The organism is Streptomyces sp. NPDC050534, from assembly GCF_044457745.1.
GTDB lineage: Bacteria > Actinomycetota > Actinomycetes > Streptomycetales > Streptomycetaceae > Streptomyces.
In genome coordinates, this window is record NZ_JBITHF010000013.1 from 22,923 (window position 1) to 47,694 (window position 24,772).

Annotated in this window: 23 protein-coding genes and 3 pseudogenes; 14 read left to right on the forward strand and 12 right to left on the reverse strand. The window is 71.2% G+C overall.

Annotated features, from left to right (window positions below):
• Nucleotides 1-31: 31 nt before the first annotated feature.
• A complete protein-coding gene (locus ACIBN2_RS35475; protein ID WP_399140704.1) occupies nt 32-664 on the reverse strand; it encodes a uridine kinase in 633 nt (210 codons plus the stop codon).
• Between the two features lie 89 nt (nt 665-753).
• On the opposite strand from ACIBN2_RS35475, the gene ACIBN2_RS35480 reads away from it, so the two are divergent.
• From ACIBN2_RS35480 to ACIBN2_RS35490, 3 genes are all read left to right on the forward strand, one after another.
• The gene (locus ACIBN2_RS35480; RefSeq protein ID WP_399140706.1) at nt 754-1,449 is read left to right on the forward strand and encodes a DUF2293 domain-containing protein; all 696 of its coding nucleotides are present in this window, start codon (nt 754-756) and stop codon (nt 1,447-1,449) included.
• A gap of 232 nt (nt 1,450-1,681) precedes the next feature.
• Nucleotides 1,682-2,161: a DUF1772 domain-containing protein gene (locus tag ACIBN2_RS35485; protein WP_399140707.1), complete on the forward strand. Its 480-nt coding sequence runs from the start codon at nt 1,682-1,684 to the stop codon at nt 2,159-2,161.
• A gap of 115 nt (nt 2,162-2,276) precedes the next feature.
• Nucleotides 2,277-3,764: a glutamate synthase subunit beta gene (locus ACIBN2_RS35490; RefSeq protein ID WP_399140708.1), complete on the forward strand. Its 1,488-nt coding sequence runs from the start codon at nt 2,277-2,279 to the stop codon at nt 3,762-3,764.
• A 119-nt stretch (nt 3,765-3,883) separates the two neighbouring features.
• On the opposite strand, the gene ACIBN2_RS35495 is transcribed toward ACIBN2_RS35490, so the two are convergent.
• Both ACIBN2_RS35495 and ACIBN2_RS35500 read right to left on the reverse strand, forming a co-directional pair.
• Entirely contained in the window at nt 3,884-4,138 is a 255-nt protein-coding gene (locus tag ACIBN2_RS35495; protein ID WP_384257956.1) for a DUF397 domain-containing protein, read from the reverse strand.
• Nucleotides 4,139-4,999, reverse strand: coding sequence for a helix-turn-helix transcriptional regulator (locus ACIBN2_RS35500; RefSeq protein WP_399140709.1), 861 nt, complete (start codon nt 4,997-4,999; stop codon nt 4,139-4,141).
• A gap of 260 nt (nt 5,000-5,259) precedes the next feature.
• Here ACIBN2_RS35500 and ACIBN2_RS35505 point away from each other — a divergent pair, with 260 nt between their 5' ends.
• From ACIBN2_RS35505 to ACIBN2_RS35515, 3 genes are all read left to right on the forward strand, one after another.
• Nucleotides 5,260-5,892: an ATP-binding protein gene (locus ACIBN2_RS35505; protein WP_399140710.1), complete on the forward strand. Its 633-nt coding sequence runs from the start codon at nt 5,260-5,262 to the stop codon at nt 5,890-5,892.
• The gene (locus ACIBN2_RS35510; protein ID WP_399140712.1) at nt 5,883-6,323 is read left to right on the forward strand and encodes a hypothetical protein; all 441 of its coding nucleotides are present in this window, start codon (nt 5,883-5,885) and stop codon (nt 6,321-6,323) included. The genes ACIBN2_RS35505 and ACIBN2_RS35510 overlap by 10 nt, the downstream gene beginning before the upstream one ends.
• Before the next feature lie 255 nt (nt 6,324-6,578).
• Nucleotides 6,579-8,441 carry an ABC transporter ATP-binding protein gene (locus ACIBN2_RS35515; RefSeq protein ID WP_399141032.1) on the forward strand — a complete coding sequence of 621 codons (1,863 nt, stop codon included), beginning with the start codon at nt 6,579-6,581 and terminating at the stop codon, nt 8,439-8,441.
• A gap of 6 nt (nt 8,442-8,447) precedes the next feature.
• On the opposite strand, the gene ACIBN2_RS35520 is transcribed toward ACIBN2_RS35515, so the two are convergent.
• From ACIBN2_RS35520 to ACIBN2_RS35535, 4 genes and pseudogenes are all read right to left on the reverse strand, one after another.
• A complete protein-coding gene (locus tag ACIBN2_RS35520; RefSeq protein ID WP_399140713.1) occupies nt 8,448-8,633 on the reverse strand; it encodes a hypothetical protein in 186 nt (61 codons plus the stop codon).
• Between the two features lie 163 nt (nt 8,634-8,796).
• Nucleotides 8,797-9,486 carry a DUF899 domain-containing protein gene (locus ACIBN2_RS35525; RefSeq protein ID WP_399140715.1) on the reverse strand — a complete coding sequence of 230 codons (690 nt, stop codon included), beginning with the start codon at nt 9,484-9,486 and terminating at the stop codon, nt 8,797-8,799.
• Between the two features lie 203 nt (nt 9,487-9,689).
• Entirely contained in the window at nt 9,690-9,893 is a 204-nt protein-coding gene (locus tag ACIBN2_RS35530) for a hypothetical protein (RefSeq protein ID WP_399140717.1), read from the reverse strand.
• An 89-nt stretch (nt 9,894-9,982) separates the two neighbouring features.
• Nucleotides 9,983-10,798 (reverse strand): annotated as a pseudogene (locus ACIBN2_RS35535) (hypothetical protein).
• A 137-nt stretch (nt 10,799-10,935) separates the two neighbouring features.
• Between ACIBN2_RS35535 and ACIBN2_RS35540 the strand changes: the two are divergent.
• Nucleotides 10,936-11,889 (forward strand): endonuclease/exonuclease/phosphatase family protein, encoded by a 954-nt coding sequence (locus tag ACIBN2_RS35540; RefSeq protein WP_399140719.1) that lies wholly within the window; start codon nt 10,936-10,938, stop codon nt 11,887-11,889.
• A 7-nt stretch (nt 11,890-11,896) separates the two neighbouring features.
• On the opposite strand, the gene ACIBN2_RS35545 is transcribed toward ACIBN2_RS35540, so the two are convergent.
• Complete coding sequence (locus tag ACIBN2_RS35545) at nt 11,897-12,667, reverse strand: class I SAM-dependent methyltransferase (protein WP_399140720.1); 771 nt, start codon at nt 12,665-12,667, stop codon at nt 11,897-11,899.
• 179 nt (nt 12,668-12,846) lie between these two features.
• Here ACIBN2_RS35545 and ACIBN2_RS35550 point away from each other — a divergent pair, with 179 nt between their 5' ends.
• Complete coding sequence (locus tag ACIBN2_RS35550; RefSeq protein ID WP_399140721.1) at nt 12,847-14,049, forward strand: sensor histidine kinase; 1,203 nt, start codon at nt 12,847-12,849, stop codon at nt 14,047-14,049.
• Nucleotides 14,046-14,678: a response regulator gene (locus ACIBN2_RS35555; RefSeq protein WP_399140722.1), complete on the forward strand. Its 633-nt coding sequence runs from the start codon at nt 14,046-14,048 to the stop codon at nt 14,676-14,678. Before ACIBN2_RS35550 ends, ACIBN2_RS35555 begins: the two co-directional genes overlap by 4 nt.
• A gap of 60 nt (nt 14,679-14,738) precedes the next feature.
• Here ACIBN2_RS35555 and ACIBN2_RS35560 read toward each other — a convergent pair whose 3' ends face one another.
• On the reverse strand, nt 14,739-15,404 hold the full coding sequence (locus tag ACIBN2_RS35560) for a TetR/AcrR family transcriptional regulator (RefSeq protein WP_399140724.1): 666 nt from the start codon (nt 15,402-15,404) through the stop codon (nt 14,739-14,741).
• Between the two features lie 504 nt (nt 15,405-15,908).
• Here ACIBN2_RS35560 and ACIBN2_RS35565 point away from each other — a divergent pair.
• Complete coding sequence (locus tag ACIBN2_RS35565) at nt 15,909-17,117, forward strand: RICIN domain-containing protein (RefSeq protein ID WP_399140725.1); 1,209 nt, start codon at nt 15,909-15,911, stop codon at nt 17,115-17,117.
• Between the two features lie 122 nt (nt 17,118-17,239).
• Here ACIBN2_RS35565 and ACIBN2_RS35570 read toward each other — a convergent pair whose 3' ends face one another.
• Both ACIBN2_RS35570 and ACIBN2_RS35575 read right to left on the reverse strand, forming a co-directional pair.
• Nucleotides 17,240-19,120: an FUSC family protein gene (locus ACIBN2_RS35570; protein WP_399140727.1), complete on the reverse strand. Its 1,881-nt coding sequence runs from the start codon at nt 19,118-19,120 to the stop codon at nt 17,240-17,242.
• 643 nt (nt 19,121-19,763) lie between these two features.
• Nucleotides 19,764-20,396: pseudogene (locus ACIBN2_RS35575) on the reverse strand (hypothetical protein); the annotation flags it as partial.
• Nucleotides 20,397-20,419: 23 nt separating this feature from the next.
• Between ACIBN2_RS35575 and ACIBN2_RS35580 the strand changes: the two are divergent.
• Nucleotides 20,420-22,297, forward strand: a pseudogene (locus ACIBN2_RS35580) (UvrD-helicase domain-containing protein); the annotation flags it as partial.
• On the opposite strand, the gene ACIBN2_RS35585 reads toward ACIBN2_RS35580, so the two are convergent.
• Nucleotides 22,294-23,070 carry a nucleotidyltransferase domain-containing protein gene (locus ACIBN2_RS35585; protein WP_399140729.1) on the reverse strand — a complete coding sequence of 259 codons (777 nt, stop codon included), beginning with the start codon at nt 23,068-23,070 and terminating at the stop codon, nt 22,294-22,296. The pseudogene ACIBN2_RS35580 and the gene ACIBN2_RS35585 sit on opposite strands and share 4 nt — an antisense overlap.
• A 149-nt stretch (nt 23,071-23,219) precedes the next feature.
• On the opposite strand from ACIBN2_RS35585, the gene ACIBN2_RS35590 reads away from it, so the two are divergent.
• From ACIBN2_RS35590 to ACIBN2_RS35600, 3 genes are all read left to right on the forward strand, one after another.
• Nucleotides 23,220-23,636: a RidA family protein gene (locus ACIBN2_RS35590; RefSeq protein ID WP_399140731.1), complete on the forward strand. Its 417-nt coding sequence runs from the start codon at nt 23,220-23,222 to the stop codon at nt 23,634-23,636.
• 8 nt (nt 23,637-23,644) lie between these two features.
• Nucleotides 23,645-24,244 carry a gamma carbonic anhydrase family protein gene (locus ACIBN2_RS35595; protein ID WP_399140733.1) on the forward strand — a complete coding sequence of 200 codons (600 nt, stop codon included), beginning with the start codon at nt 23,645-23,647 and terminating at the stop codon, nt 24,242-24,244.
• Nucleotides 24,245-24,316: 72 nt separating this feature from the next.
• Entirely contained in the window at nt 24,317-24,763 is a 447-nt protein-coding gene (locus ACIBN2_RS35600; RefSeq protein WP_399140735.1) for a GNAT family N-acetyltransferase, read from the forward strand.
• Nucleotides 24,764-24,772 lie beyond the last annotated feature (9 nt).

Consider the following 24,772-nt stretch of genomic DNA (forward strand, 5'->3'; position numbering starts at 1 on the left):
ACATGCGCATACATATAAAAGCGGTTTGCCGTCAGCCTCTCCACGCCGGATGCCGAGGATCGTCCGCGCGGACCAGGACGTCGGCCGTGGCCGCCGGGTCGGTCTCGTCGGCGTAGCGCTCGTAGGCCGGGAGGGTCCAGTGGTCGGCCTCGGGGGTGCGGCGGCGCAGGGCTCCGGGCGAGAGCAGGACGTGGACGGTCAGGTCGAAGGGGAACCAGTGCCGCAGCAGGAGGGGGCCATGGAGCAACAGCAGCCCACCGGGCGGGAGTTGGACGTACGGGCTGCGGGTGGCGCGGTCGGTGACCGGGTCCCACAGGTCGGGCAGGACGCGACCGTCTCCGCCGGGTTCGAGGGGACCGAAGACCTCGCGCCACAGGGCGCCGGTGTCCAGCCGGCCGTCGTAATAGGCGTCGAGGTCCTGGCGGCCGTACTGAAGACGGACGGACGCGGGCCGCAGGAAGCCCTCGGCGCCGACGGTCAGCGAGGGGCGACCGCGCACCCGCAGGGCCTCGGCGACCCGCTCGGCGAGGTCTCCGGGGCGGGCCGCCGGAGCTCCGTCGAAGGCGATGCGGGGCCAGGGACCGCCGTCGGCCGGCGAGAGGTCGAGCAGGCGCTCGGCCAGGAGGTCGCCGAGCCGGTCCCAGGTGATCGCTTCGAGTCGCACACGGCCATGATGCGTCAGCTTCGGCGCGGGCCGCGCACAGGCCCGAACTCGCGGTGGTCCAGAGGCCCGTCAGGGGGAATGAGACACGTATGGCACGTCTTGCAACTCCTTCGTCCCGTACCGGGCTTGTCGTCTTCCAGCCCCTGAGGAGACGGCACTGCGTGGAGTGTCACGGCGGGCCGCTGACGCTGCTCGTGCTCGAGGACGGGGAGCCTCGGTGTGTCGACTGCGCCGACCTGGGGCATCTGGTGTTCCTGCCGCGCGGCGACACCGCGCTGACGCGGCGGTCGCGGGAGGAGAGCACGCTGTCGGCGGTCGTGGTGCGGTTCAACCGGCGCAAGGCGCGGTACGAGCGGCAGGGCGTCCTGGTCGAGGAGTCGGGGCTCGCCCGGGCCGAGGAGCGGTGCCTCGCGGACGCGGAGGCGCGGCGGCGCCGCAGGGCGCGGGACGCACGGCGGCGGGCCGCGCAGGACGTCCGGTTCGCGGAGGCGTTCGCGGCGGAGATCCGCCGGTTGTTCCCCGGATGCCCGGCGGACCGGGCGGAGGCGATCGCGGCGCACGCCTCGGCGCGGGGCAGCGGGCGGGTGGGCCGGAGCGCCGCCGGCCGCGCCCTGTCCGAGGGGGCGGTGGTCTCGGCGGTCGTGGCGTCCGTACGGCATCTGGACACACCGTACGACCCGTTGCTGATGAGCGGGGTGCCGCGGCACGAGGCCCGGCGGCGGATCAGACCGGTGGTGGAGACGGTGCTGCGGGGATGGCGATCGGGAAGGGCGGAGGTCGGTTGAGGACCGGGAACCGGACGACGGGCACAGAGCGGATCCCGTACCGGTGGGGACACCGGCGACGGCGCCCCCAAAGGCACTTCTGGAGACCCCCGCGGCGCACAGGCGGCACGGGCCTGGACGCATGCACATGGGTCCGCGGTCTTCGGTCATGGTCACTGTGCCCGTACGCATTTTCACTTGAGGTGACTGGACGAGCCCGGCAGGATCTCGGCTCTACGGGGGAGTTGACGACATGATCGATGGACCGTACCTCTGGCTGACCGTGCTGGGTGTGCTCGGAACTGGCCTGGTGGCCGGGGTGTTCTGCGCATTCTCGACCTTCGTGATGCGGGGTCTCGCCTCGCTCCCGGCGGCGCAGGGCGTCGCCGCGATGAACGCGATCAACGTGACCGCTGTGATGCCGGCGTTCATGCTCGTGTTCATGGGGTCGGCGGTGCTCTGCGCGGTGCTCGCCGTGGTGACCTTCGTGCTCTGGCCGGGCGACGGCAGGGTGGAACTGCTGCTGGGCAGCGCCCTGTACCTGTTCGGGTCGTTCGGGGTGACCATGGTCGCGAACGTGCCGCGCAACGACGCTCTGGCCAAGCTGGACCCGGGCACTCCGGAGGCGGCCGCGTACTGGCCGACGTACGTGCGCGAGTGGATGTTCTGGAACCACGTCCGCACGGTCGCCTCGGCCTGCTCGGCGGTGGCGTACGTCCTGGCCCTCACCTGACGGCCGAAAGGCCTGGTCGTCCCCCTCTGCGCAGCTGGCCGGGGAGTCGTATCGTGGCCGGAAGAGCGCCGCGGATGACGCCGGCCCGTCGTATGTGCGTGCAAGGAAGACGGCCATGGGCGATCCCAAGGGATTCATGTCCACGCCTCGCCGGGAATGGCCCCGCCGGCCGGTCGAGGAGCGGGTCCGGGACTGGGACGAGGTCTACGTCCCGGGGGCGCTGCTGCCCCTCGTCGGCAAGCAGGCCGATCGCTGCATGGACTGCGGCATCCCGTTCTGCCACGACGCCTGTCCGCTCGGCAATCTGATCCCCGAGTGGAACGACCTGGTCAGCCGGGACGACTGGCGGGCGGCGTCGGACCGGCTGCACGCCACCAACAACTTCCCCGAGTTCACCGGGCGGTTGTGTCCCGCGCCGTGCGAGGCGGGGTGCGTGCTCGCGATCAACCAGCCCGCGGTCACCATCAAGAACGTCGAGGTCGCCATCGCCGACCGGTCCTGGGAGCTGGGATTCGTGCCGCCGCGGCCACCGGACCGGCTGTCCGGCCGGACCGTGGCGGTGGTCGGCTCGGGCCCCACCGGACTCGCGGCGGCGCAGCAGTTGACCCGGGCGGGGCACACGGTCGCCGTGTACGAGAAGGACGACCGGCTCGGCGGCCTGATGCGGTACGGCATCCCCGAGTTCAAGATGGAGAAGCACCATCTGGACAGGCGGCTGGAGCAGATGCGGGCCGAGGGGACGAAGTTCCGTACGTCGACGGCGGTCGGGCGGGACGTCGGGGCGGCGGAGCTGAGATCGCGGTACGACGCCCTGGTGATCGCCACGGGGGCGACCGCGTGGCGGGAACTGCCTGTGCCGGGCCGGGAGTTGGCCGGCATACAGCAGGCGATGGAGTATCTGCCACTGGCCAACCGGGTGCGTGAGGGGGATCTGGAGAGTTCCCCGATGTCCGCCGCCGGACAGCACGTCGTGATCGTCGGCGGCGGCGACACGGGGGCGGACTGCCTGGGCACCGCGGTGCGTGAACAGGCCGCGTCCGTCACGCAGTTGGACATCTACGCCCAGCCCGGCGCCGACCGCGACGACGACGCCGAGCCCTGGCCGACGTACCCGAAGATCTACCGGCTCTCCCCCGCCCACGAGGAGGCCCGCGAGCTGCGGACGGCTCCGGCGGCGGACGCGGACGCGCGGCTGTTCGCGGCGTCCACGCTGCGCTTCGAGGGCGACGCACACGGGCATGTGCGGTCGCTGCACCTGGTCGAGGTGGACGCGGCGCGCAGTCCGCGACGGGACACCGAACGAACGCTCCCCGCCGACCTCGTACTGCTCGCGCTCGGCTTCTCGGGACCCGACCGCGCCGACGGGCTCGTCGACCAGCTGGGGCTGGCCATGGAGCCGCGCGGCACGATCACCCGGGACGCCTCCTTCGGGACCAACGTGCCCGGCGTGTTCGCGGCCGGGGACGCGGCGCGCGGCCAGTCGCTGATCGTGTGGGCGATCGCGGAGGGCCGGGCGGTCGCGGCGGCCGTCGACCGCCACCTGACGGGCAGTTCGCAACTGCCGTCGCCGATCGGGCCGTACGACCGCCCGATGACGGTGTGAGCGCTGACGGTGCGAGTACTGACGGTGTAGTGCTGACTCTCTGCCACAAATTAATGATCAACTTAGTTCCGGCACAAGGTGATCGGCGGGACAACGGCAACGGGCAACAAGGCTAAGGCTCAGGACAGCAGGAAGTCGGCCTCCCCCGCCTTGGCGCCCTCGATGAAGGCCGTCATCTCGTCGGTGGTGTAGATCAGCGCCGGCCCGTCCGGGTCGGTGGACTGGCGGACGGCGATCCGCCCGTCGGCGAGCTTCATCGCCTCCAGGCAGTTGCCGCCGTTGCCGCCGCTCCACGGCTTGTGCCACCCCTCGCTGCCCAGCTCCCGCGAAGGCATGCCGTTGTAGACGTGTTTGCGCGGCTTGTTGCGATCCATTCACAGCTCCTTGCGGAGATCCCGGAGGATCTCCTTCGTGCGACGTGCCGTAGCGGCCTGCGCCGCCATGCGGTCCATGACCTCGAGGTGGGTCGCCACCTCCGAGCGCGCGTCGAGATAGACGGCGCCGGTCAGGTACTCGCTGTAGACCATGTCCGGCAGTTCTGACATGGCAAATCGGAACAGCACGAAGGGCCCGTAGGTGCCGGGGTGCGGCCCGTTGGTGAAGGGCGCGACCTGCAGCGTCACGTTGGGCAGCTCCGTGGCTTCGAGCAGCCTGTCGATCTGGGCACGCATCACCTCCGGGCCGCCGGCCGGGCGGCGCAGCGCGGTCTCGTCCATGACGGCCCAGAATCGGGGCGCGTCAGGACGGGTGAGCAGTTCCTGGCGTTGTATGCGCAGGTCGACGTGGCGCTCGATGTCTTCGGGTTGGGTCTGGCCGATCGCGCCCGACCTGAGCACCCCGCGCGCGTAGTCCTCGGTCTGGAGCAGCCCGGGAACGAAGTGCGGGTCGTAGGAGCGGATGAGGGCGGCCGCGCCCTCCAGGCTGACGTACATCGAGAACCAGCCCGGCAGGATGTCGTGGAACCGCTGCCACCAGCCGGGCTTGTTGGCCTCCTCGGCCAGCTGCACGAAGGCCTCGGCCTCCTCGTCCGAGACACCGTAGGACTTCAGGAGCAACTGGAGGTACGGGATCTTGAGGCCGACCTCCGCCATCTCCATGCGGCGGACCGTGGCCGGGGCGACGCGGAGGATGCGGGCGGCTTCCTCGCGCTTGAGGCCGGCTCGCTCCCGCAGGTCCAGCAGACGGCGGCCGAGGACGACCTGCCCGACGGTGGGCGCGGACCGCGGTTCGCTCACGCTCCACCTCCACCAAGTCGCGTTCGTCCTGTCGTCCCTGGCAGTGCGGCCGCCCGGGACCGGGCCTGCCACACATGCATGCTTACAGCCATACGGCGCCATTCGAAGACCTATTCGAAGATCTGTACGGATCTCCGTCGATCCCGATTGGCGCCGCTCAAGGTGCTGTTGCGAGCAGTGTGCCACGCCATTTCACAGAGTCACACAGCACTCTGCATTTTTCAGAGTGACACTTGCCAAGTGTTCACGGCGGGGCGATAGTGGCAAGCGTGATTCCGTCCGCGCCCTTAGGAACAGACGCTGCCGCAGGCCTTCCGGGCCTCGGCGCGGCCGCGGCGGTGGCCCCCGACAAGGCCGCTGCCGAGCGCCGGTTCCGGTTCGAGCTGGCCGCACATCCGGGCTCTCCCGCGCAGGCCAGACGCCTGGCCAGGGCCCGGCTCGACGTGTGGTCGGTGTGCGAGGACATCTGCGACACCGCCGCTCTGGTGATCTCGGAGCTGGTCACCAACGCCCTCGTGCACACGGCGAGCAGCCGCATAGTCTGCGAGCTGCACGACGGCGACGACCTGGTGCGCATAGCCGTGCGTGACGAGGGTTGCGCACCTGGTGAACCCCATCCGCTGCGGGCGCGGCCCGAGGAGGAGCACGGGAGGGGATTGCTCCTCATCGACGCGCTCTGTGACGCGTGGGGTGCTCAAGAGCACGGACCGGGGCTGCTGGTCTGGGCCGAGCTGCCGCGCAAGGCCGTACCCCAGGACCCCGGGCACGACTGCGGACCCTGCAACGACCTGGGCTGGGGAGCCCGCCCCAAGCCGGGCCCGGCCGGCGGGTCGGGCGACGACGACGAGACGGACGCACACGGACGGCACGGGACGGGAGGCGCATGGCGGTGAGGGCTGCGTCCGGTGTCGGGGCGCTGAGCCTGGACACGCTGGTCCGCCTCCGGCGGGGACTGCACACACCGGCCACACCCCGGCGACTCGCCGTGCCCGAGGGCATGACGGCACCGCTGGGCTGCGACGCGGTGGAGATACCCGCCAGCCTCGGCCCGCTGGTGCTGCCGCGGCTGCCCCGCGTGGGGTGCGTGTACGCCGATGACACGCACTGGTGGTGGCTCGTCCCGTCGGACTCCGACTACGCACTCGAGTGGCCGGCGCCCACGCAGTACGCCGCCGGGGCGGTAGTTCCGGACGCCCCGGCGGTCCCCGACCTCATCCACCGGCCCACGGGCACGGTGCCGTACACCCCGCCGATCCCGCTGTATCTGGCCCTGTGCCGGGTGACGGGGACGACGCCGATCTGGTCGCGGCCCGCCGTCGCGTAGCCGATGATTGCGTAAACATCGCGCGACCTCAGGGCGTACGCCCGCGCGTCCGTCCGTTTCGAGCTGCGCCCTGCCCCGAGGCGCCCGGCCCGGCGATAGTGGCCGTTCGTCGACGTGGACCGGGGGAGGCCGGCGGTGCGGTCATTGCGGGGCGGGTGGCTGAGGTGGGGCGGGCGGCGTAAGCGGGGCGAAAGGAGCACGCCCGGGGTATCCGAGTCGGAGCAGCTGCTCTTCGGGGGCCCGCTGCGCTACGACATGGGCTGGAACCAGCACCGGGACGCGTTCCTCGAACTGAACTTCCGGGCCATGGTGAGGCGGCTGCCGTCCCTGCTGGCGTCGAGCTTCCGGCTCGCCTGGCAGGCCGACCCGTGGGCGGCGCGGATCGTGCTGGCCGCCGAGGTCGGCCGGGGCGCGACGCAGGCGGTGAGCCTGCTCGCGGTCAACAGCGTGCTGGGGCGGCTGATGGGCGGCGGGGCGATCGAGGACCGGCTGCGCGGCGCCGCTCCCGCGCTGATCGCCATGGCCGCCGTCATGCTGGTCGGGGCGATGCTACGGGCGGCGTCGACCTATGCCACCGGGCGGCTGGAGCCCAAGGTGGAGCGCGTGGCCACGGAGCTGTACCTGGAGCGCGCCGCGGCCGTGGAGCTGGCCGCGATCGAGGACCACGCCTTCCACAAGCTGCTGGACACCGCGCAGTACGGCGCCTCCTCGGCCCGGCGGATGATCTCGTACGCCACACGCGTGGTGAACGCGATGATCTCGCTGATCGCGGCGGCGAGCGTGCTGACCGTGCTGCACCCGGCGCTGCTTCCGCTGCTCGCCACCATGACGCTGCCCAGCGCGTGGAGCGCGCTCACCAACGCGCGGCGCCGCTACGAGTCCTTCCACATCTGGGTGCAGCACGCGCGGGCCGGGCATCTGATCAGCGGGCTGCTGACCGAGCCCGCCGCCGCACCGGAGATCCGGGTGCACGGCGTGGGCCCCTTCCTGCTGCGGCACTTCCGCGCCATGTCGGAGGCCGCGGAGGCGGAGCAGGCCCGGCTGGCCCGGCTGGCCGCGCGGACCGGGCTGATCGCGGCGGCCTGGACGGGCATGGCGACCGTGGCGACGTACGCGACCCTCGGCGGGCTGCTGCTCAGCGGGACGATGGCGCTGTCGGTGGCGGGGACGGCCGTGATCGCGATCCGGACGGGGTCGTCGAGTCTCGACAGCCTGGTTCTGGAGATCAACGCGCTCCACGAGGAGGCGCTGTTCGTCGGCGATCTTCAGAAGCTTTACGTCGAGGCGGCCGAGCGGGCGATCCCGGTCGGCGGCGACCCGCTGCCGGAGGACCCCCGGGAGATCCGGTTCGAGAACGTCACGTTCCGCTATCCCGGCGAGTCCTCCCGCCCCGCCCTCGACGACGTCACCCTCACGCTTCCGCTCGGCGGCATCGTGGCGCTGGTCGGCGAGAACGGCTCCGGCAAGACGACCCTGATCAAACTGCTCGCGGGCCTGTACACGCCGGACGCGGGCCGGGTCCTGTGGGACGGCGTCGACGCGGCGACCGCGGACCGCCAGGCGCTGGCCGAACGGGTCGCGATGCTGGCCCAGGACTTCAAGCGCTGGCCGTTCACGGCCCGGGTCAACGTCGCCGTCGGCCGCTCCTCGGCGCCCCTGACCGAGGAGCGCCTGGCCACCTCGCTCGCCGAGGCCGGGGCCGAGGACGTGGTGGATGACCTGCCGCGCGGCCTGGACACCCTGCTCGCCCGCAACTTCAGCGGCGGCCATGAGCTGTCCGGCGGTCAGTGGCAGCGGCTCGGCATCGCGCGGGCGGCCTACCGACGCGGCCGGATCCTGGTCGTGGACGAGCCGACGGCGGCCCTGGACGCCCGGGCCGAGCTGGAGGTCTTCGAGAAGATCCGGGCCCTGGCCTCCGCGGGCCAGACCGTCATCCTGATCACCCACCGGCTGGCGTCCGTACGGCACGCGGATCTGGTGCACGTGCTCGACCGGGGCCGTCTCGCGGAGTCCGGCACCCCGGACGAGCTGCTGGCCAGGGGCGGGATCTACGCGGAGTTGTACTCGCTCCAGGCCGAGCAGTTCAGGGCGCCGGTGCCCGCCCCGGAGGCGGGCTGACGCCCCTCAGGCGATCGCGTCCGCGGCCGTGTCGCCGCGCACGATCACCAGGAAGGTGTCCGTCGCGAGGTCCATGACGACCTCGGCGGGCAGTCCTTCCTGCCGTCGCGCGTGCGCGAACTCCTCCGCCGGCCACGAGCCACGCGGCCCACCTGCGGGAAAGCGTTCGAGCACCGTTCGCCCGTTCACCATCTCGCACCTCCAGAAGCGTTGTCCTGTAGGAGTTAACGCCTTCCAGGGGCCGAACGCCTCGCTCAGTTGCCGTACTGAGACGTAGTTGACACTCGTTCAGCGCACAGTGTGAGGATTCGGTCACTCAGTGAAGATCCCGGTCGCATCATGACTACTTTCCGCTTCATTCCTCGTACTCGTCGTGATACCGGATGCGATCACTTCCCGCGGGCGCCCCAAGAAACGACGCACGCCCCTTGGGTTCCTCCCATTCCTCCTGCCGGCCCAGCGCGGTCAGGTCCAGGAAGCCGGTGGTGGAACCGAGTCCGTCGAGGCCGCGCTCGTAGGTCGAGTAGGTGTGGAAGACCCGCTCGCCGTCCCGCAGGAAGCAGCTGAGGCCGGGCCGCTCGAGGGACTCCCCCTCGTGCTCCAGGGTCACCTCGAAGTCGTGGTTGAAGTCGCTTCCGTGCGACGAGTACCAGGGCATCGTCCATCCCATCCGCGCCTTGAACGGCAGGATCTTCGTGTAGGGCGCCCGGGAGACAACGGCGAACGTCGTGCCCCGCGCCCGGAGGTGCGCCAGATGCCCGATCTGGTCCAGGAAGGCCGAGCAGCTGCGGCAGCCGGCGTCCCAGTCGGGCGCGAACATGAAGTGGTGGACGACGAGCTGGAGCCGGCCCTCGAACAGGTCCAGCAGGGTGGCCTTCCCGTCGCCGCTCTCGAAGACGTACTCCTTGTCCACCTCGACCATGGGCAGCCGGCGCCGCTCGGCATTCAGTGCGTCACGCGCGCGCGTGACCGCCTTCTCCTTGGCGAGCAACTCCTCGCGTGCCGCGCGCCACTGCTCGCGCGAGACGATCTCCGGAAGCGACATGGCCCCTCCTGTGCAACGGTCCGTCAAGAGTGGTGACCGACGGGAGGGACAGAACTCATCGCCGCCTCAGAGAATTTTCCGGGCGTACGTCACCGGGAGCGCGATCAGGCCGCGGACGCGCAGGGAGCGGCGCCACCGGATGCCGGCGCGGGCCATGTTCAGCAGGCCGGCGAGAGCCGCGTGGGATGACCCCAGGCTCGGGCTCAGGGGCTCGCCGACTGCGTTACTCCCTGGGCGAGTTGGCCCATGAAGCTGAATACGCCCTGACCGAAGGCGGTCGGGGCGATCAGCACGCCGAAGGCCAGGGCGAGGAAGACGGTCAGCCACGCGTCGGAACGGCTGCGGGCCAGTGGCTTGCGCCGTGCTCGCACGAAGATGACGACAGCGAGCAGCACCGCTACATCCATCGTGAGTTCCACCGGCCGGCCTCCCGTCGGACGAGTACGTCCCGGCCTTCCTGTGTAGCGTGAAACCACTTGGTGCGACGGCCCGGTTATCAAGGGTTGGCGCCAAAGCGCTTCTCCGGGGCCGGTTTCCAGGTCTTGCAATCCCGGATCCGCCGACCATGACCGCGGTCCAGCAGCGCCGACAGCCGTTCCCCCAACTCCCTTACCACCGAAGGGACATCGAGGGTGAGCAGCTCGCGGTCGCGCATGAGGACCCACCCGTCGACGATGGTCGTGCGGACATCGCCGGAGCGGGCGCTGTGCACGAGGGTGGCGGCGAGCTCGTGAACGGGCAGGTCGCGCTCGGTGATGCCGGTGCCGTGCGCGATCAGCACGTCGGTGTCGAGGATGCCGGTACGCCCGCGGACCTCGATCGGGGTCACGCCGTGGCGGGCCAGGCCGACCTCGGGTCTGGTCGCGGTTCTCGGCCGCGTGGAGGTGCACGGGTCCCAGGGGCCCCAAGGCCGGGAGAATTCCCTGGAGTTCGCGCTACGGCACCCGGGCGGCGCCGACGGCCATCACCACCGCCATCGCCCTCAGGAGACGTACGCCTGTCCGAGGCGGGCCCGGATGCCGCATTCCCGGACGACGGCGGCGACCGTGTCCATGTCCTCGGCGACGCCGCGCAGCGCGACCATCGGTGCGTGCGTATGGCAGTTGATCAGGCCGGGCATCGCGACCTGGCCGTGCGCGTCGATGCGCTCGGCGGCGGGGAGGTGCTCCACCGCGGCCGCGGTCGTCACCGCGTCCACGAGACCGCCGCGCACGACCACGGCCGCGTTCTCCTCGAACCCGATCCGCTCGCGGTCGTCGTGCACGAGGACGGTGCAGCCGGTGAGGACCAGATCGGCGGGAGAGTCGGTCATCCTGTCAACGTACGACGTGCTCCTCGGGTCGGGTGAGCCGAACCGCGCATCCTGCCGCCGCTCTGTCGGGGAATCGGCCGGGCAGGCACGCTGGCCTCACCGCAGCGCTCCCGTCGGCTTCCGGAAAGGGGCCCGGCATGCTCCTCGGCACCTGGAACCTGGAGAACCTGTACCGGCCGGGCGGCCCCTTCGGCCCCAAGGACAAGGCGGCCTACGAGTCGAAGCTCGCGGCCCTCGCGGCCGTGATCACGGAACTCGACCCGGCGCTGCTCGGCGTCCAGGAGGTCGGCGAGCCCACGGCGCTCGAGGACCTGGTCGGGATGCTGGACGGCGACTGGCACACGGTGCTCAGCACGCACCCGGACGGCCGCGGCATCAGGGTGGGCTTCCTCAGCCGCCGGGAGCTGCGGGTCCTGGCCGACACGAACGCCTTCCCGGCCGGGCTGCGCCCCGTGCAGGAGGCCGACTCCGGCGCGCAGGTCGCGGCGGCGGGGCGCGGCTTCCTGGCGGTGGAGGCCGCGACGGACGCCGGCCCGCTCCGGGTGGCCGTCGCCCACCTGAAGTCGAAGCTGCTGTCCTATCCGGGCAACCGTTTCTTCCCCCACGACGAGGGCGAACGCGCCCGCTACGGCGCCTACGCCCTCTACCGGCGGGCCGCCGAGGCGACGGCCCTGCGCGCGCTCGCCGACGACCTGCTGGACGGGGACGGACGCGAGCGCGACGTCGCCATGCTGGGCGACCTGAACGACGAGGTGCAGGCCGCCACCACCCAGATCCTGCTGGGCCCGCCGGGCTCCGAGATCGGCACTCCGGGCTACGACCGCCCGGACCGGGGCGACGCGGCCCGGCTGTGGGACGTGGCCCCGCTGATCCCGCCCGAGGAGCGCTACTCCCGGATCAACTCCGGGCGGCGCGAGCTGATCGACCACATCCTGATGAGCCACCGGCTGGTCCACCGGGTGACCGCGGCCGGGACGGGCCTGCCCGGCGACGGCACGCTGCGGCTGCCGTCGGTGGGTCAGGACCCGGCGGAACGCCGCGGGGAGGCGGCGTCGGACCATGCGCCGGTGTGGGCGCGGGTCGGGCAGTAGAGGACCTCTACGCCGTCACCCGGATCTTGGACTGCCCGTGCGGCAGCTCCTCCCAGTCGTCCATGAAGCGGGCCTTCAGCCCGTGCTGCGCGGCCAGCGCGAGCAGGGTGTCGGTGCGGTAGTAGAAGTCCTCCCGCAGCACCTGGTGCTCCTCCCCCTCCGTACGGTCGAAGGTGAAGTCGAACCAGCCGCCCGGCGCGAGCACCCGCCCGACGTTGGCCAGGCACGCCTCGATGACGGGGAGCGGGGAGTGCGAGAAGACGCTGTGCGCGTGGACGACGTCGAAGTGGGCGTCGGGCAGGAACCGCAGCGTCAGGTCGCGCACGGGGGTGAGCGTGGGCAGCCGCTGCGCCAGCCCCATCTCCAGGATCGTGTCCTGCGCGGCGAGCAGGATGTCCGGGGAGATGTCGACGCCGTAGTAGTGCCCGGGCTCCAGGTGGCGGATGAACCGCCAGCCGCCCCGCAGGTTGCCGCAGCCGATCTCCAGCATGCGGTGTCCGGGCCGCAGCCCGTGGCCGACGAGGTAGTCGAACTGCATCGCCCCGAGCGCCAGCCAGCGCTCCCGGTTGCGGCTGCCGACCGCCGCGTCCGGGTCGGCCCGGGTGTCGGAGCGCATCACGGCGCGGTAGTAGGAGACATGGTCCGGGTGGCGGCGGCTCAGCCACGCGTCCCGCGCGGCGCGGGCCAGATGGCGGGGGACGCGGTCGGGGTGGCGCAGGGCGTAGGCGATGCGGTGGCCGAGGGCGGCACGGTTGACGGTGACGTTCGTGGCGGGCATGGGTCCGGCCTTCCGAGGCGGTGGTTCAGGCGGTGGTTCTGGGGTGCTGTCGCAAGCCTCGGTGCGGGAACACGCTGTCCGGCTCGCTCGACCGGCGCAGGTCCGCGGGCGGTTCGGGCGATGACGATGTCAGCCGATCGGTTGATGCGATCCGGTGCCGGCCGCGTTAGACACGGAACATGGAGAACACCACCGATGCGGACGAGCGCCGGCTGACCGCGGTCGTACATGCCGCGTTCTTCCTGCTGCTGTGCTCCTCGTTCGCGCGCTTCTTGACCCGCGACCAGGGCGGGGCACGTACGGGATGGGTGGTGGCGCTGTTCGCGGCGTTCTCCCTGCTCTACGCCCTCGGCCACTTCCTGGCCCCGCCCCCGCGCGCCGGAACCCCGCCCAGCGGCCGGCACCTGGCCTGGCTGGTCTCGGTGTCCGCGGTCTGGGTCGCCCTCCTCGCCCTCGCCCCGAGCGCCACCTGGTGCGCGATGCCGCTGCTCTTCGCCGGCCTGTACGCCCTGCCGCCACGGATCGCGGTGCCGCTGGCCGGCGTACTCACCGTGCTGGTCGTGATCTCCGAAGTGCGGGTGGCGGACGGCCCGTTGAACCCCAACATGGTGGTGGCCCCGCCCGCCGTGGCCGCAGTCGCCACGGCCGTCTTCGTCCATCTGCAGCGGCAGGCGGCCCGGCAGCGCGCGGTCGTCGACGACCTGGTCCGCACCCGGCGCGACCTCGCGGCCACCGAACGGCGGGCCGGCGTCCTGGCGGAGCGGCAGCGTCTGTCCGCCGAGATCCACGACACCCTCGCGCAGGGCCTGTCCAGCCAGCAGATGCTGCTCCAGGCGGCCGAGCGCGTGTGGGAAACCGACCACGAAGCGGCCCGCGCGCACACCCGCGAGGCGGCCGCGATCACCGCACGCAGCCTCGCCGAGGCCCGCCGTTTCGTGCACGACCTGGCACCGGCCGACCTCGCCGGGCACTCCCTCCCGGCGGCGCTCGCCGCCCTCGCCGCACGCGAGACCGGCCCCGGCCTGACGGTCGGCTTCCGCCTCGACGGCGAGCCCGGCCCGCTCCCCGACCGCATCCAGGCGGCCCTCCTGCGCATCGCCCAGGGCGCCCTGGCCAACGTACGCGAACACGCCGCCGCGACCCGGGCCGCACTGACCCTGACCTGCCTGGACGACCAGATCTCGCTGGACGTGGCGGACAACGGCCGCGGCTTCGACCCGGCCGCCCCGCCCGCCGCCGACGGCACGCGCGGCCACGGCCTGCCGGCCATGCGCATCCGGGCCCGCCAGTCGGGCGGGACGCTCACGGTGGAGTCCACCCCGGGCGAGGGAACCGTCGTGTCGGCCGCGATACCCGTGACCGTGAAGGAGGTGGCCGCGTGAGTGCGCCCGTACGTCTCCTGCTGTGCGACGACCACGCGGTGGTACGGGCCGGTCTGCGCGCCCTGCTGTCGAGCGCCGACGGCATCGAGGTGGTCGGTGAGGCGGGCGGCGGCGAGGAGGCGCTGGCCATGGCCGCGCGTCTGCGCCCGGACGTCGTCCTGATGGACCTCCAGCTCGGGGAGGGCATGGACGGGGTGACGGCGACCAGGCGGCTGACCGCTGACGGTGAAGGGGGCACGCGCGTACTGGTCCTGACGATGTTCGACACCGACGCCGACATCACCCGGGCCATCGAGGCGGGCGCCACGGGATATCTGCTCAAGGCGGAACGCCCCGACGAGCTCTTCGCCGCGATCCACAGCGCCGCGTCCGGCCGTACGGCCTTGTCGGCTCCGGTCGCCGACCGCCTGCTGGCCCGGATGCGCAGCCCTCGTCCCACCCTCTCCGACCGCGAACACGAGATCCTCGCCCAGCTGGCCCGCGGCCTCGGCAACCGCGAGATCGCCCGGGAGCTGTTCATCAGCGAGGCGACCGTGAAGACCCATCTCGGGCGGATCTACGGCAAGTTGGGGGTGGAGACGCGGGCGGGCGCGGTGGCGGTGGCGAAGGAGCGGCGACTGCTGCCGTGACGCCGGGGCCAGTTGTGCGTCACGGGCCGCTTCCTGCCGCCGCCGGTCCTGAACGAGCGGTCAGCCGCCCCGCTTCTGCCCGCGCGCAGCGTCCTCCGGTCCGCCGAAGAGCACCTCGGCGGCGATCTCCCATTCCCGGACCAGGTCGAACGTCTGCGGCGCGCGCAGCCACTGGATCTGCAGGCCGTCCATCATCGCCACGATGTGCCGGGCGAGCGAGTGCGGACGGTCGCTGAGGTCCCTGGCCAGGGATGCGAAAGCAGCTGTCGCGTTCTCCTGTCGCTTCACGAAGTAGGCGTGTGCGGGATGGCTCGGTGTCAACGACTCGGCTTCCAGAACGGTGAAGAGCCGTACGATCTCCGGCTGTTCGGCGTTGCGCCGCATCGTCGCCGAGCACAACTGCCGCAGGCCGACTCCCTCGGGGCCGCCGGCGGACCACTCGTCCGGGACCTCGCCCTCACCGACACCGAGGTGCGCGCGAAGCGATCGGGCGTCCTCGACATCCCTGTGTTCCAGCACGGCGACGAGCAGGCCGGCCTTGGAGCCGACATGGCGCAGCACCCCCGGAACGGTGAGCCCGCACCGATCGGCCACGTCCTGCATCGACAGTCCCCAGAAACCGCGATCGGCGATGAGAGCGGACGTGATGCCGATGATCTGGCGGCGCCGTTCGGCGGCCGGCAGTCGTGGCCGGTCGCGCCGGTAAGTGGGCGCCCCCTCAGCCATGTTCGCCTCCCTTTCCGTTCCCGGGCCGAAGGTCCGCCAGTGGCTACCAGGGCGAGTTTGTTAGTAGCTACTAGCCAGTGACTTGACTGAGACGGCACGCTAGCCCCGCCCGGACGCATCGGCAAGAGATACGTCCGCATCGCATCCGCATCGCGCCTGCATCGCACCTGCATCGCTAGGGAAGCGGCAGCTCTTGCTTTGACTTCATGAAGTGAACGCCCGCAGACCGCTTGACAGTTAATCAACCTCGCTGGCTTCATGTGACGCGGCGTGAGTGAGCTGGGCGAGCTCGCGCGCCACCAACTGGTTCCGCCTCGCGGCGGCACCCATCCGCCGTTTTGGCGCAACCCCCTCTCATTTCATTTCCGGAAGGTCCCGGCGTCGACGCTCGCATATGGGAGCGCTCCCACATCGGCCCTCCCAGGTCGACGCTCCCCCTCTCCGGATCCGTCCCCCCACGGTCCGGGCGCCGCAGAAGCCGCCCCGGCCATCGAAAGGATTCCCATGACCAGATCGAGCGCGAAGCCACGCAGTGGAGCTGCGGCGGTCGCGGCAGTCGTGGCTGCCCTGTTCCTGGTTGCCCTCTCCCTGGCCGGCGCCTCGCCGGTGTCGGCGAACACGACCCTCTGCGGCAAGACCGACAGCATGAAGGTCTCGGGCGGCAAGTACGTCGTCCAGAACAACGAGTGGGGTGACTCGATCCCCCAGTGCATCGACGTGTCGGACGACGGCTTCAAGGTCACCACCGGCTGGCACGACGTGGGCACGAGCGGCGCGCCGGCGGCGTATCCGTCGATCTACGCCGGCTGCCACTACGGCAACTGCTCCAGCGGCAACGGCCTGCCACTGCAGGTGTCGGCCTTCGGCAACCCGCAGTCCAGCGTCGACTTCTCGACCGCCGACGGCCAGTGGGACGCCGCGTACGACATCTGGTTCGACACCAGCCCCAACCCGTCGGGCCAGAACAACGGCGAGGAGATGATGATCTGGGCCAACCACTCCGGGTCGCCCACGCCGTTCGGCACCAAGGTCGGGACGGTGTCGATCGAGGGTGCCAACTGGGACGTCTGGTACGGCCGTCAGGGCAGCGGCATCGCCTGGAACACCGTCTCCTACGTGCGCCAGCAGCCCACCAACGCGGTCACGGTGAACATCAAGGACTTCACCAACGACTCGCTCAGCCGCGGCTACCTGTCGTCGGCGTGGTACATGACCAGCGTGCAGTTCGGCTTCGAGCCCTGGGTCGGCGGCCCCGGCCTGGCCGTGAACTCCTTCTCCTACGACTCCAACGGCTCCGGCGGTGGCGGTGGCGGAGGCGGCGGTACGTCCGGCACGGTCACCGGTCAGCAGAGCGGCCGCTGCCTGGACCTCAAGGACTGGGGCACGGCCGACGGCACCCCCGTCCAGCTGTGGGACTGCGGAACCGGCTGGAACCAGAAGTGGACGCGGACCGGCGACACCCTCGTCAATCCGCAGTCCGGCAAGTGCCTCGACGTGGCCGGCGGTTCCACGGCCAACGGCGCCAAGGTGCAGCTCTGGTCGTGCAACGGCACCGGCGCCCAGCAGTGGCAGTTCAACGCCAACGGCACCGTCACCAACCCCCGGTCCGGAAAATGCCTGGACGCCGACGGCTCCGGCAACGGCGCGCTTCTGCAGATATGGGACTGCTACGGCGGCGGCACCCAGCCCAACCAGGTCTGGGCGCAGAAGTAGCACCGCGCCGTCGCGGAGCCGCTGCGGCCGGACCGCCCTCCCGGTCGCACGGCTTCGGTGAACCCGACGGCGCAGGCGGCACCCCGCAGGGGAGCGAGGCTGCGGGGCGCCGGTCCGGACTGCTATACGGCCAGGGGCAGTTCGGGGAGCCGTAGCCTGGTTCGCTCGCGTCCCCTCTCGAACTCGTCCAGCAGCTCGGCGAGTTGCTCGGTGTGCCGGGGTGAGAGGTGACCCTGGTCGTCCAGGTGCACGGCGCTCGCGGTGGTGGCGTCCACCAGCCGCTCGAGGGTGGCGACGAGCTTGTCCGTACCCTCCGAGTGCCGGGCGAGCGCGGGGAGTTCGGCGGCGGCGAGGGCGATGGCGGTACGGGCCTCGGCGAGCGTGCGGTAGGCCTCGCGGCGCAGGGTCCAGCGGGTGGCGCGGGAGTCGGGCGCGCTGATCGGGCCGCGGGCCTCGCGCAGAACGTGGTCGAGGTAGGCGTACGCGGCACTGCCCGCCGCCGCGACCCGGGTCTGCACTCCCCCACCCCGCTGCCCCGGCATCGGCAGGTGCCCGACGATGAGCACGATCGCGCAGGCCAGCAGGGTTTCCCCGATCCGTCCGGCGGAGGCCTGCGGCTCCCCGCCGACCATCACCAGGGCGAGGACGAGCACGGTGACGACGGCGGTCTGCGCGGCGAAGTGCCGGGTGGCGACGGGAATGAGGGCCCCACTCAGGGCGACGAGCGCGACGAGCCCTTCGGGCCGCGGCAGTACCGCGGCGAAGCCGGCGAAGACGACCGCCCCCAGGACGGTGCCCGCCGCACGGTTCAGCACCCTGGACGCGAGCGGCCCGAGGTCGGGCTTGACGAGGAACACGGCGGTGGCGGGCAGCCAGTACCAGTGCTGGTGCTGCCCGTACCAGCGTGCGTGATGCAGGGCCTGGGCCACGGCGGCGCTGGCCCCGAAGCACAGGGCGACGCGCAGGCCGTACTCACGTCCGCCGGCTCCGAAGACGCGCCGGAACATGTCGCGGACCGACCGCCGCCGCGTGTGCAGGTCGCTCCCCTCGCCCTGGTCGAAGGCGTCGGCGGCGCGCAGCAGGGCATCATCGAGGGCGCGCAGGGCCGGAGCCGAACGGTGGGGTGCGGGCAGCGGCCCGGTGTGCGTGTTCTCCCGTACGGCAGCGGCGAGCCGCCGGGGCCCTTCCGACGCCCGCCCGGTGACGGCGTCCCCGGCCCAGGCGAGGGCTGTCGCGGCCTCGCCGAGCGGCAACGCGGCGGCGTACTGCGCGTGCAGCCGCCGCTCGGTGGAGGAGGAGGCGTAACGCCGCAACCGGGGCCCGGCGAGCGCGTCCTGCGCATGGTCGAGGGCCGCGGTGAGCGCGACGCGGCGGGCGACGGCGTCATCGGTGCCGGCCGCGTCGAGGAGGTCGGCGATGGCGTCGTACACGGCTGCCACGGCGGCCCGCTCGCCGTCGAACCGGAAGTCGCCGACGGTGGCGCCGGGCGTGGGCAGCGCGAACCGGAGTGCCAGCAGCCACCCGGCCCCGGCGAGGAAGGCAAGTGCCCTCAGCCATCCCGCCTCCGGGACCGGCATCCCGGCCCCGATGGCGGAGCCGACGAGCAACTGCGTACCGGCGCCGGAGGCGACGGGCCCGATCGCACTGACCCCACCGGCGAGCAGCCCGAAGCCGGTGAGGACAAGGGTGAGTGCCACGGCCCCGACATGCTCCCCGGCATACGTCCCGACGAGCAGCCCGCCCGCCCCGGCGAGCGCGGGCGCCCCGAGCCGCGTGACGGACACCCGCCGGCTGCCGGGACGGTCGTTGATCCCGGCGAGCATGGCGGCGATGGCGGCGACGACGCCGAGGGAGGTGCGGTGGAGAAGAACCGCGGCGAGGAGGAGGGGACCGGCGGCAAGTGCACCGCGCACGACCGCACTCCAGGGAACCGGGCCGCGCTGGGCACGGAGGGCGTGGGCGAGCCAGGGCGGCAGCGCGAACGGTACGGCGGGGCGGGACACAGGGCTCCTGTCGTCTCGACGAGGGCGGGGGTGAGCCTTCGGGCGACGGCGGCCGGGCTGTGGGCTGGTGTGGTGTCCACGGTAGAGGGCGTACTTGGAGGGGATGGGACGGACGTATTTCGAGGATGTGACGATCGAAGGGAAAGGCGTGTTCTTTATGAACGCAATCTCGGTACGGCGGCCGCGTGACGGCGGAAACGAAGGCGGACCCGGGGGCGTAGCCTGCCCCCGGGCCCTGTGATGCCGCCCATGTTCACACGCCGGCACGCTTGAGAACCCAGGTCAGTCGTTATGTCGTCGCGTCCTGCCTTTGGACCACCGCACATCGAGCTGTGCGGACCGGACTTGAACCGGCATTTCGACGCGCTGGGGCCTGAGCCCGGTCGATCCGGCGATCGACGGCGAATGCTGAGTCTGGAGCGAGAGTCTGAGATTGATCGCGGTCTGCCTCTGCCGGTTGGGCTACCGCGGCAAGGGAATTGCTCTTGATGCCGCGAGGAGGACTCGAACCTCCACTGGAACCGCGCATTCACGACAAGCTTCAGCTTCAGCTTGCGCTCTTCGCGCACCCCGACCACAAGGGGCCGGGGAGTCTATGAGGCTACCCGTTACCGGCTGCCCACTACCCGCTAACCGCTACCCCCTACCCGAAGAGGTAGCCGAAGACGGAGTCCCCGACCCGCTGGTCGGCGACATCGACGCCGTTCGCCTCTTCCCTGGCGAACTTCACGGCCTGCTGCAACTTCTCGACACGGTCGAGGAGTTCATTGACGCGACGGGCGGGAAGCGCACCGGAGAACTTCACGGTGGTCCAGTACCCGACAGGAATGTCCTCGTAGTACACCTCGACCTGAGCGGGATGCTTCTCGGTCGCCTCGGCCTTCACGTGGTTGCGAGGCACCTTCTTGGTCCTCAGCGTCCGCACCGGCTCGGTCTTCCACGCATCGGTCGACGGATCCTGGACCCACGACTCGGAGGCGTCGAGGACGGGCAGCTTCCGCACGAAGGTATTGAGATCGACGAGCTGCTTCTCGAGAAACAGCAGATAGGACACGGGAACATCGGCGACGAGCACCCGCCCGTCCACCTTCGCATCGGCACGGGCGGCGCAGTTGGCCCAGTCCTTGGTGGCGGTCACGTCGAACAGCCGGGTCAGGGTCGCCGCGGTCTCCCGCAACACGTCCTCGGCCTGCACCTGCACTCGCGTCGACTCGGGCGGCAGTTGCTCGCCCTCCTCGTCCTTCGGCTGATACGTACGCGAGATTCCGGCCGGCAAGCGTCCTCAGGCGCACCGCAACCGCACAGCCGACGCCCGAGCCGACCCCCCGCGCCCAAGCGAAACCCGAACTCCCGCAGCCGGAACCGCTGTTCGCGCGCTTCTCGAACCAGCAGCTCACCGACCTCGGTGTGGCCGAGCCGCTCGTACCGGTGATCCGCACACTCACCACCGAGGAACAGTTGCTCGGGCTCATCGAGTACGCGCCCCAGCTGACCGGCGAGATCCTGCTCTCCCTCTTCGACGGCAAGTCCTACGAGGACGTACTGGATCAGGTGACAGCCCCGGTGGCCGCACCCGACCCGGTCGACACCGAGGACTTCCGGACCGCCGCCGAACGCCCGGCGACGATGGTCACGACCACGGACGAGGCGCTGCGCGAGGCCCTGGAAGGCGAGGACTTCGGGCGCTGGAAGGTCTTCCTGCACCCCACCCAGTCCAAGCTGGTCGAGCGGGACTACTCGGGCCCGGCCCGCGTCGGCGGCGGCCCGGGTACGGGCAAGACCATCGTCGCCCTGCACCGTGTGAAGCATCTGGTCGAGCAGCTCCCCCAGGGCCGCACCAAGCAGGTGCTTCTGACCACGTACAACAAGAACCTCGCAGCCGACCTCCGTGCCCGGCTGCTGGAACTCGGCGGCGAGCAGTTGCTGTCACGCGTGGACATCAGCCACGTCGACCAACTGGCGCTGCGCGTGGTCCGGGAGGCCGAGCCCGGAAGTACCAAGCAGACGATCGACGACAACCAGGTACTCCGCGAGTGGCGGGCCATGCTCGACGAGCTCGGCGAGACGACCTGGGATGCGGAATTCCTCCACGACGAGTGGACACAGGTGATCCTCGGCCAGGCCGTCGCGTCCCGCACCGACTACTTCCGGGCACGTCGCGCGGGCCGGGGGCGGAACGTCACCCGGCCCGAGCGGGCCGAAATCTGGCAGCTGGCCGAGAAGTTCACCCAGCGACTGGACCGCCTCGGGCGCCAGACATGGGCGCAGGTCGCCGAACGGGCCGCACGCCTGGAGATGGAACGTGAGCGGCGGATCCAGGCCATCGAGCAGCAGCGTGCGGAACATGACGGCCTGGACAACATCCACCTCCAGGACGGTTCCGCCGGATGGCTCCGCTACCGCTACCGGCACATCGTCGTGGACGAGGCCCAGGACCTTCGGCCGGGGCACTGGAAGATGCTGCGCGCCATGGTCGCCAGAGACCGCAACGACATCTTCCTCGTCGGCGACACCCACCAGCGCATCTACAACAACCAGGTGACCCTGGGCAGCCTCGGCATCAACATCAGAGGCCGGTCCGCCAGGCTCACCCTCAGTTACCGGACCACGCGTCAGATTCTCGGGTCGGCACTCGGGGTGCTGAGCGGGGAGTCGTTCGACGACCTCGACGGCCACGAGGAGAACCTGGCCGGATACCGGTCCGTGCTGAGCGGAGCTCTGCCCGAACTCCACCCGAGCACCGACTGGGAAGCCGAACGCGAGGCGATCACCGAGCTGATCTCCCAGTGGGACGACATCCCCCTGGAACAGATCGCCATCTGCGTGCCCACCAATGCCATGGCTCAGCAAGTCGCGGTGTCGCTCGCCCAGTCCGGCATCCGGGCGGTGGAGATCGGTCCGGACGGCCCACGCGGTGACGAGGGTGTGCACATCGGCACGATGTTCCGGTTCAAGGGACTGGAGTACCAGCGCATGATCATCGCCGGGGTGAGCGAAGGTCTCGTACCGCGCACGGAGGTGATCGGCATGCAGCGCACAGACGCACTGCGCTACCGGCGTGAACTCCAGCGGGCCCGCTCGCTCCTCTTCGTCGCGGCCACCCGGTCACGGGATTCACTGGCGATCTTCTGGCACGGAACGCCCAGCCGCTTCCTGAAACCACTGCTCGCAAGCTAGTCACGGGCGACGAGGCGAGCGAACAAAGACTCGGCGCCGGACAGGACGGCAGCCAGTGATCCAGATTGCCGCCCCATCCCGGCCAGGAGTTCGTCCACACCGCGCAGCTCGGCCCGCTCCAGCAACCGCTTCTCGTTCGTCACCCACTCCCCACGCGCCGCCAGCACGGCATGCCCAGTCTGCATAGCGGCTGTCGCGACGGCGCCCGCGACCTCCGTCAGGCGGCCCGCCGGGGCGTGGTTGGCCTTCGCATAGGCAAGGGTGGCCTGGGCGATGCCGCGCCAGCGATCTGCGGCGGAGGCACGCAGCTTCTGCGGATACGCGGTCGGCCGGGGCGCCTTACCGCGCAGCACTCGATTGATCGCCAGCTCCGCCACCACCAAGTAGCTGGGGATCCCGGCGAGATGGAACAGCAACGGCTCCACCCGGAACCGCCCTTCCTCCGCCTCTGCCAACTCGTGCTCGACGACGTCGAGATCGCGGTAGTGCACGTCGACGCGCCGTCCGTCGATAGTCAGCCAGGCACCGCCGTTGAAGACGCCGCCGCCCCATCCCCCGACGTCCGAGACCTCGCCCTCCCAGCCGAGGGCGCGCAGGTCGGCGGGATCGAAGGGGCCTCGGTAGTACACGGCCATGTCCCAGTCGCTGTCGGGCCGGTGCGTGCCCTGGGCGCGGGAGCCGCCGAGGGCGACGGCCCGGACCGTGGGGAGTGTGGCGAGGCGGTCGGTGACGGTGTCGAGAAACCGCTGGTCGTCTCCATACATCGCAGCCATGACGGCCAGCCTGCCCTCGCACGGCGGTCAGTGCCACGCAATATCGAGGAAGGCGCAGGAAGGTGTGCGGCCGGGAAAATCGGATGCGCGCCCGGTCAGCGAGGCGGACCATCGGCGAGTCGTCCGTCCCCCGTCCGAGGAGCCGACCCATGATCCGGCGCGTCACCGTCCCGTCCCTCTTCCCGCCGCCCCTCTACTCCCACGCCTCCGTGGTCGAGGCCGGCGCCAGGCTCGCCTTCCTCGCCGGCTCCGTCCCGCTCGATGCCGAGGGGAAGCTGGTCGGCGAGGGGGATCCCGTGCGGCAGGCCGAGCAGGTGCTGGTGAATCTGGGGGAACAGCTGCGGGCCGTCGGCAGCGACCTGGCGCACGTCGTGGCGACCGACGTGTACGTGGTCAGCGGTGACACCGCGGTGCTGTCCGCCGTCTGGGAGGTCGTCGAGGCGTCCGGCCTCAGCGCCGGACCGCACTCCTCGACCCTGATCGGGGTCGCGTGTCTCGGGTACACGGGTCAGTTGGTGGAGATCACGGCCACCGCCGTGATTCCCGAGATCTCCCACGTCCCATGAGGAGCGCCATGTTGATCGAGCACAGAGGCCGACGTCCCGTCGTACCCGAGTCCGCATACGTCGCTCCCACGGCGGTGCTCTGCGGTGCCGTCACGCTCGGCGAGCGGGCCCGGGTGCTGCACGGAGCCGTGCTCAGTGCCGAGGACGGGCAGGTGCACGTAGGCTCCGACGTCGTCGTCATGGAGAACGCCCTGATACGCGGGCGGGCCGGCCACCCCGCCGTCATCGGCGATGCCGTGCTGGTCGGACCGCACGCCCACATCAACGGCGCGACCCTCGAGGACGAGGTGTTCGCCGCCACGGGGACCTCGGTCTTCCCCGGGGCCGTCGCCGGCACCGGCTGCGAGCTGCGGATCAACAGCGTGCTGCACGCCAACTCCGTGCTGCCGCCCGGCACCGTCCTGCCCATCGGATGGATCGCGGCCGGGGCGCCGACGGCCCGCCTCTTCGCGCCCGGCGACCACGACCAACTGTGGGCCGTGCAGAAGGAGTTGAACTTCCCCGGCACGGTCTACGGGGTCGCCCGCGACACCTCCATGCGGGAGATCATGGCGCGCCAGGCCGACTACTACGGCGCCCACCTCCACGACCGTACGCTCGACGACTGAACCCCTCACGACCGTATGCTCGACGACTGACGGGAACCGCTCTTGCCTGCCGAATCCGCCACGCCCTCCCTCGTGAACCTCCGCAGGGCCACCGCCCCGGACGCACCCGCCGCGGCGGACGTCTGGCTTCGTTCCTTCAGCGCCGCGCTCCCCACGATCGTCAGGCCGCGCACCGACGACGACGTACGCGACTACTTCCGGGAGGTCGTGGTGCCGCTGCGGGAGACCTGGGTCGCGGACGCCGGTGCCGGGGGCGGGATCGTCGGGGTGATGGTGCTCCGCGACGACGAGCTCTCCCAGCTCTATCTGCACCCCGACTGGCGCGGGCGCGGCCTGGGCGACCGGTTCGTCGCGCTCGCCAAGGAGCGGAGCCCGGGCGGGCTCGGTCTGTGGGCCTTCCAGATCAACAAGCCCGCCCGCCGGTTCTACGAGCGGCACGGCTTCGTCGCCGTCACGTTCACGGACGGCAGCGGCAACGAGGAGGGCGAGCCGGACGTGCGGTACGTCTGGCGCCCCTGAACCGTGCCG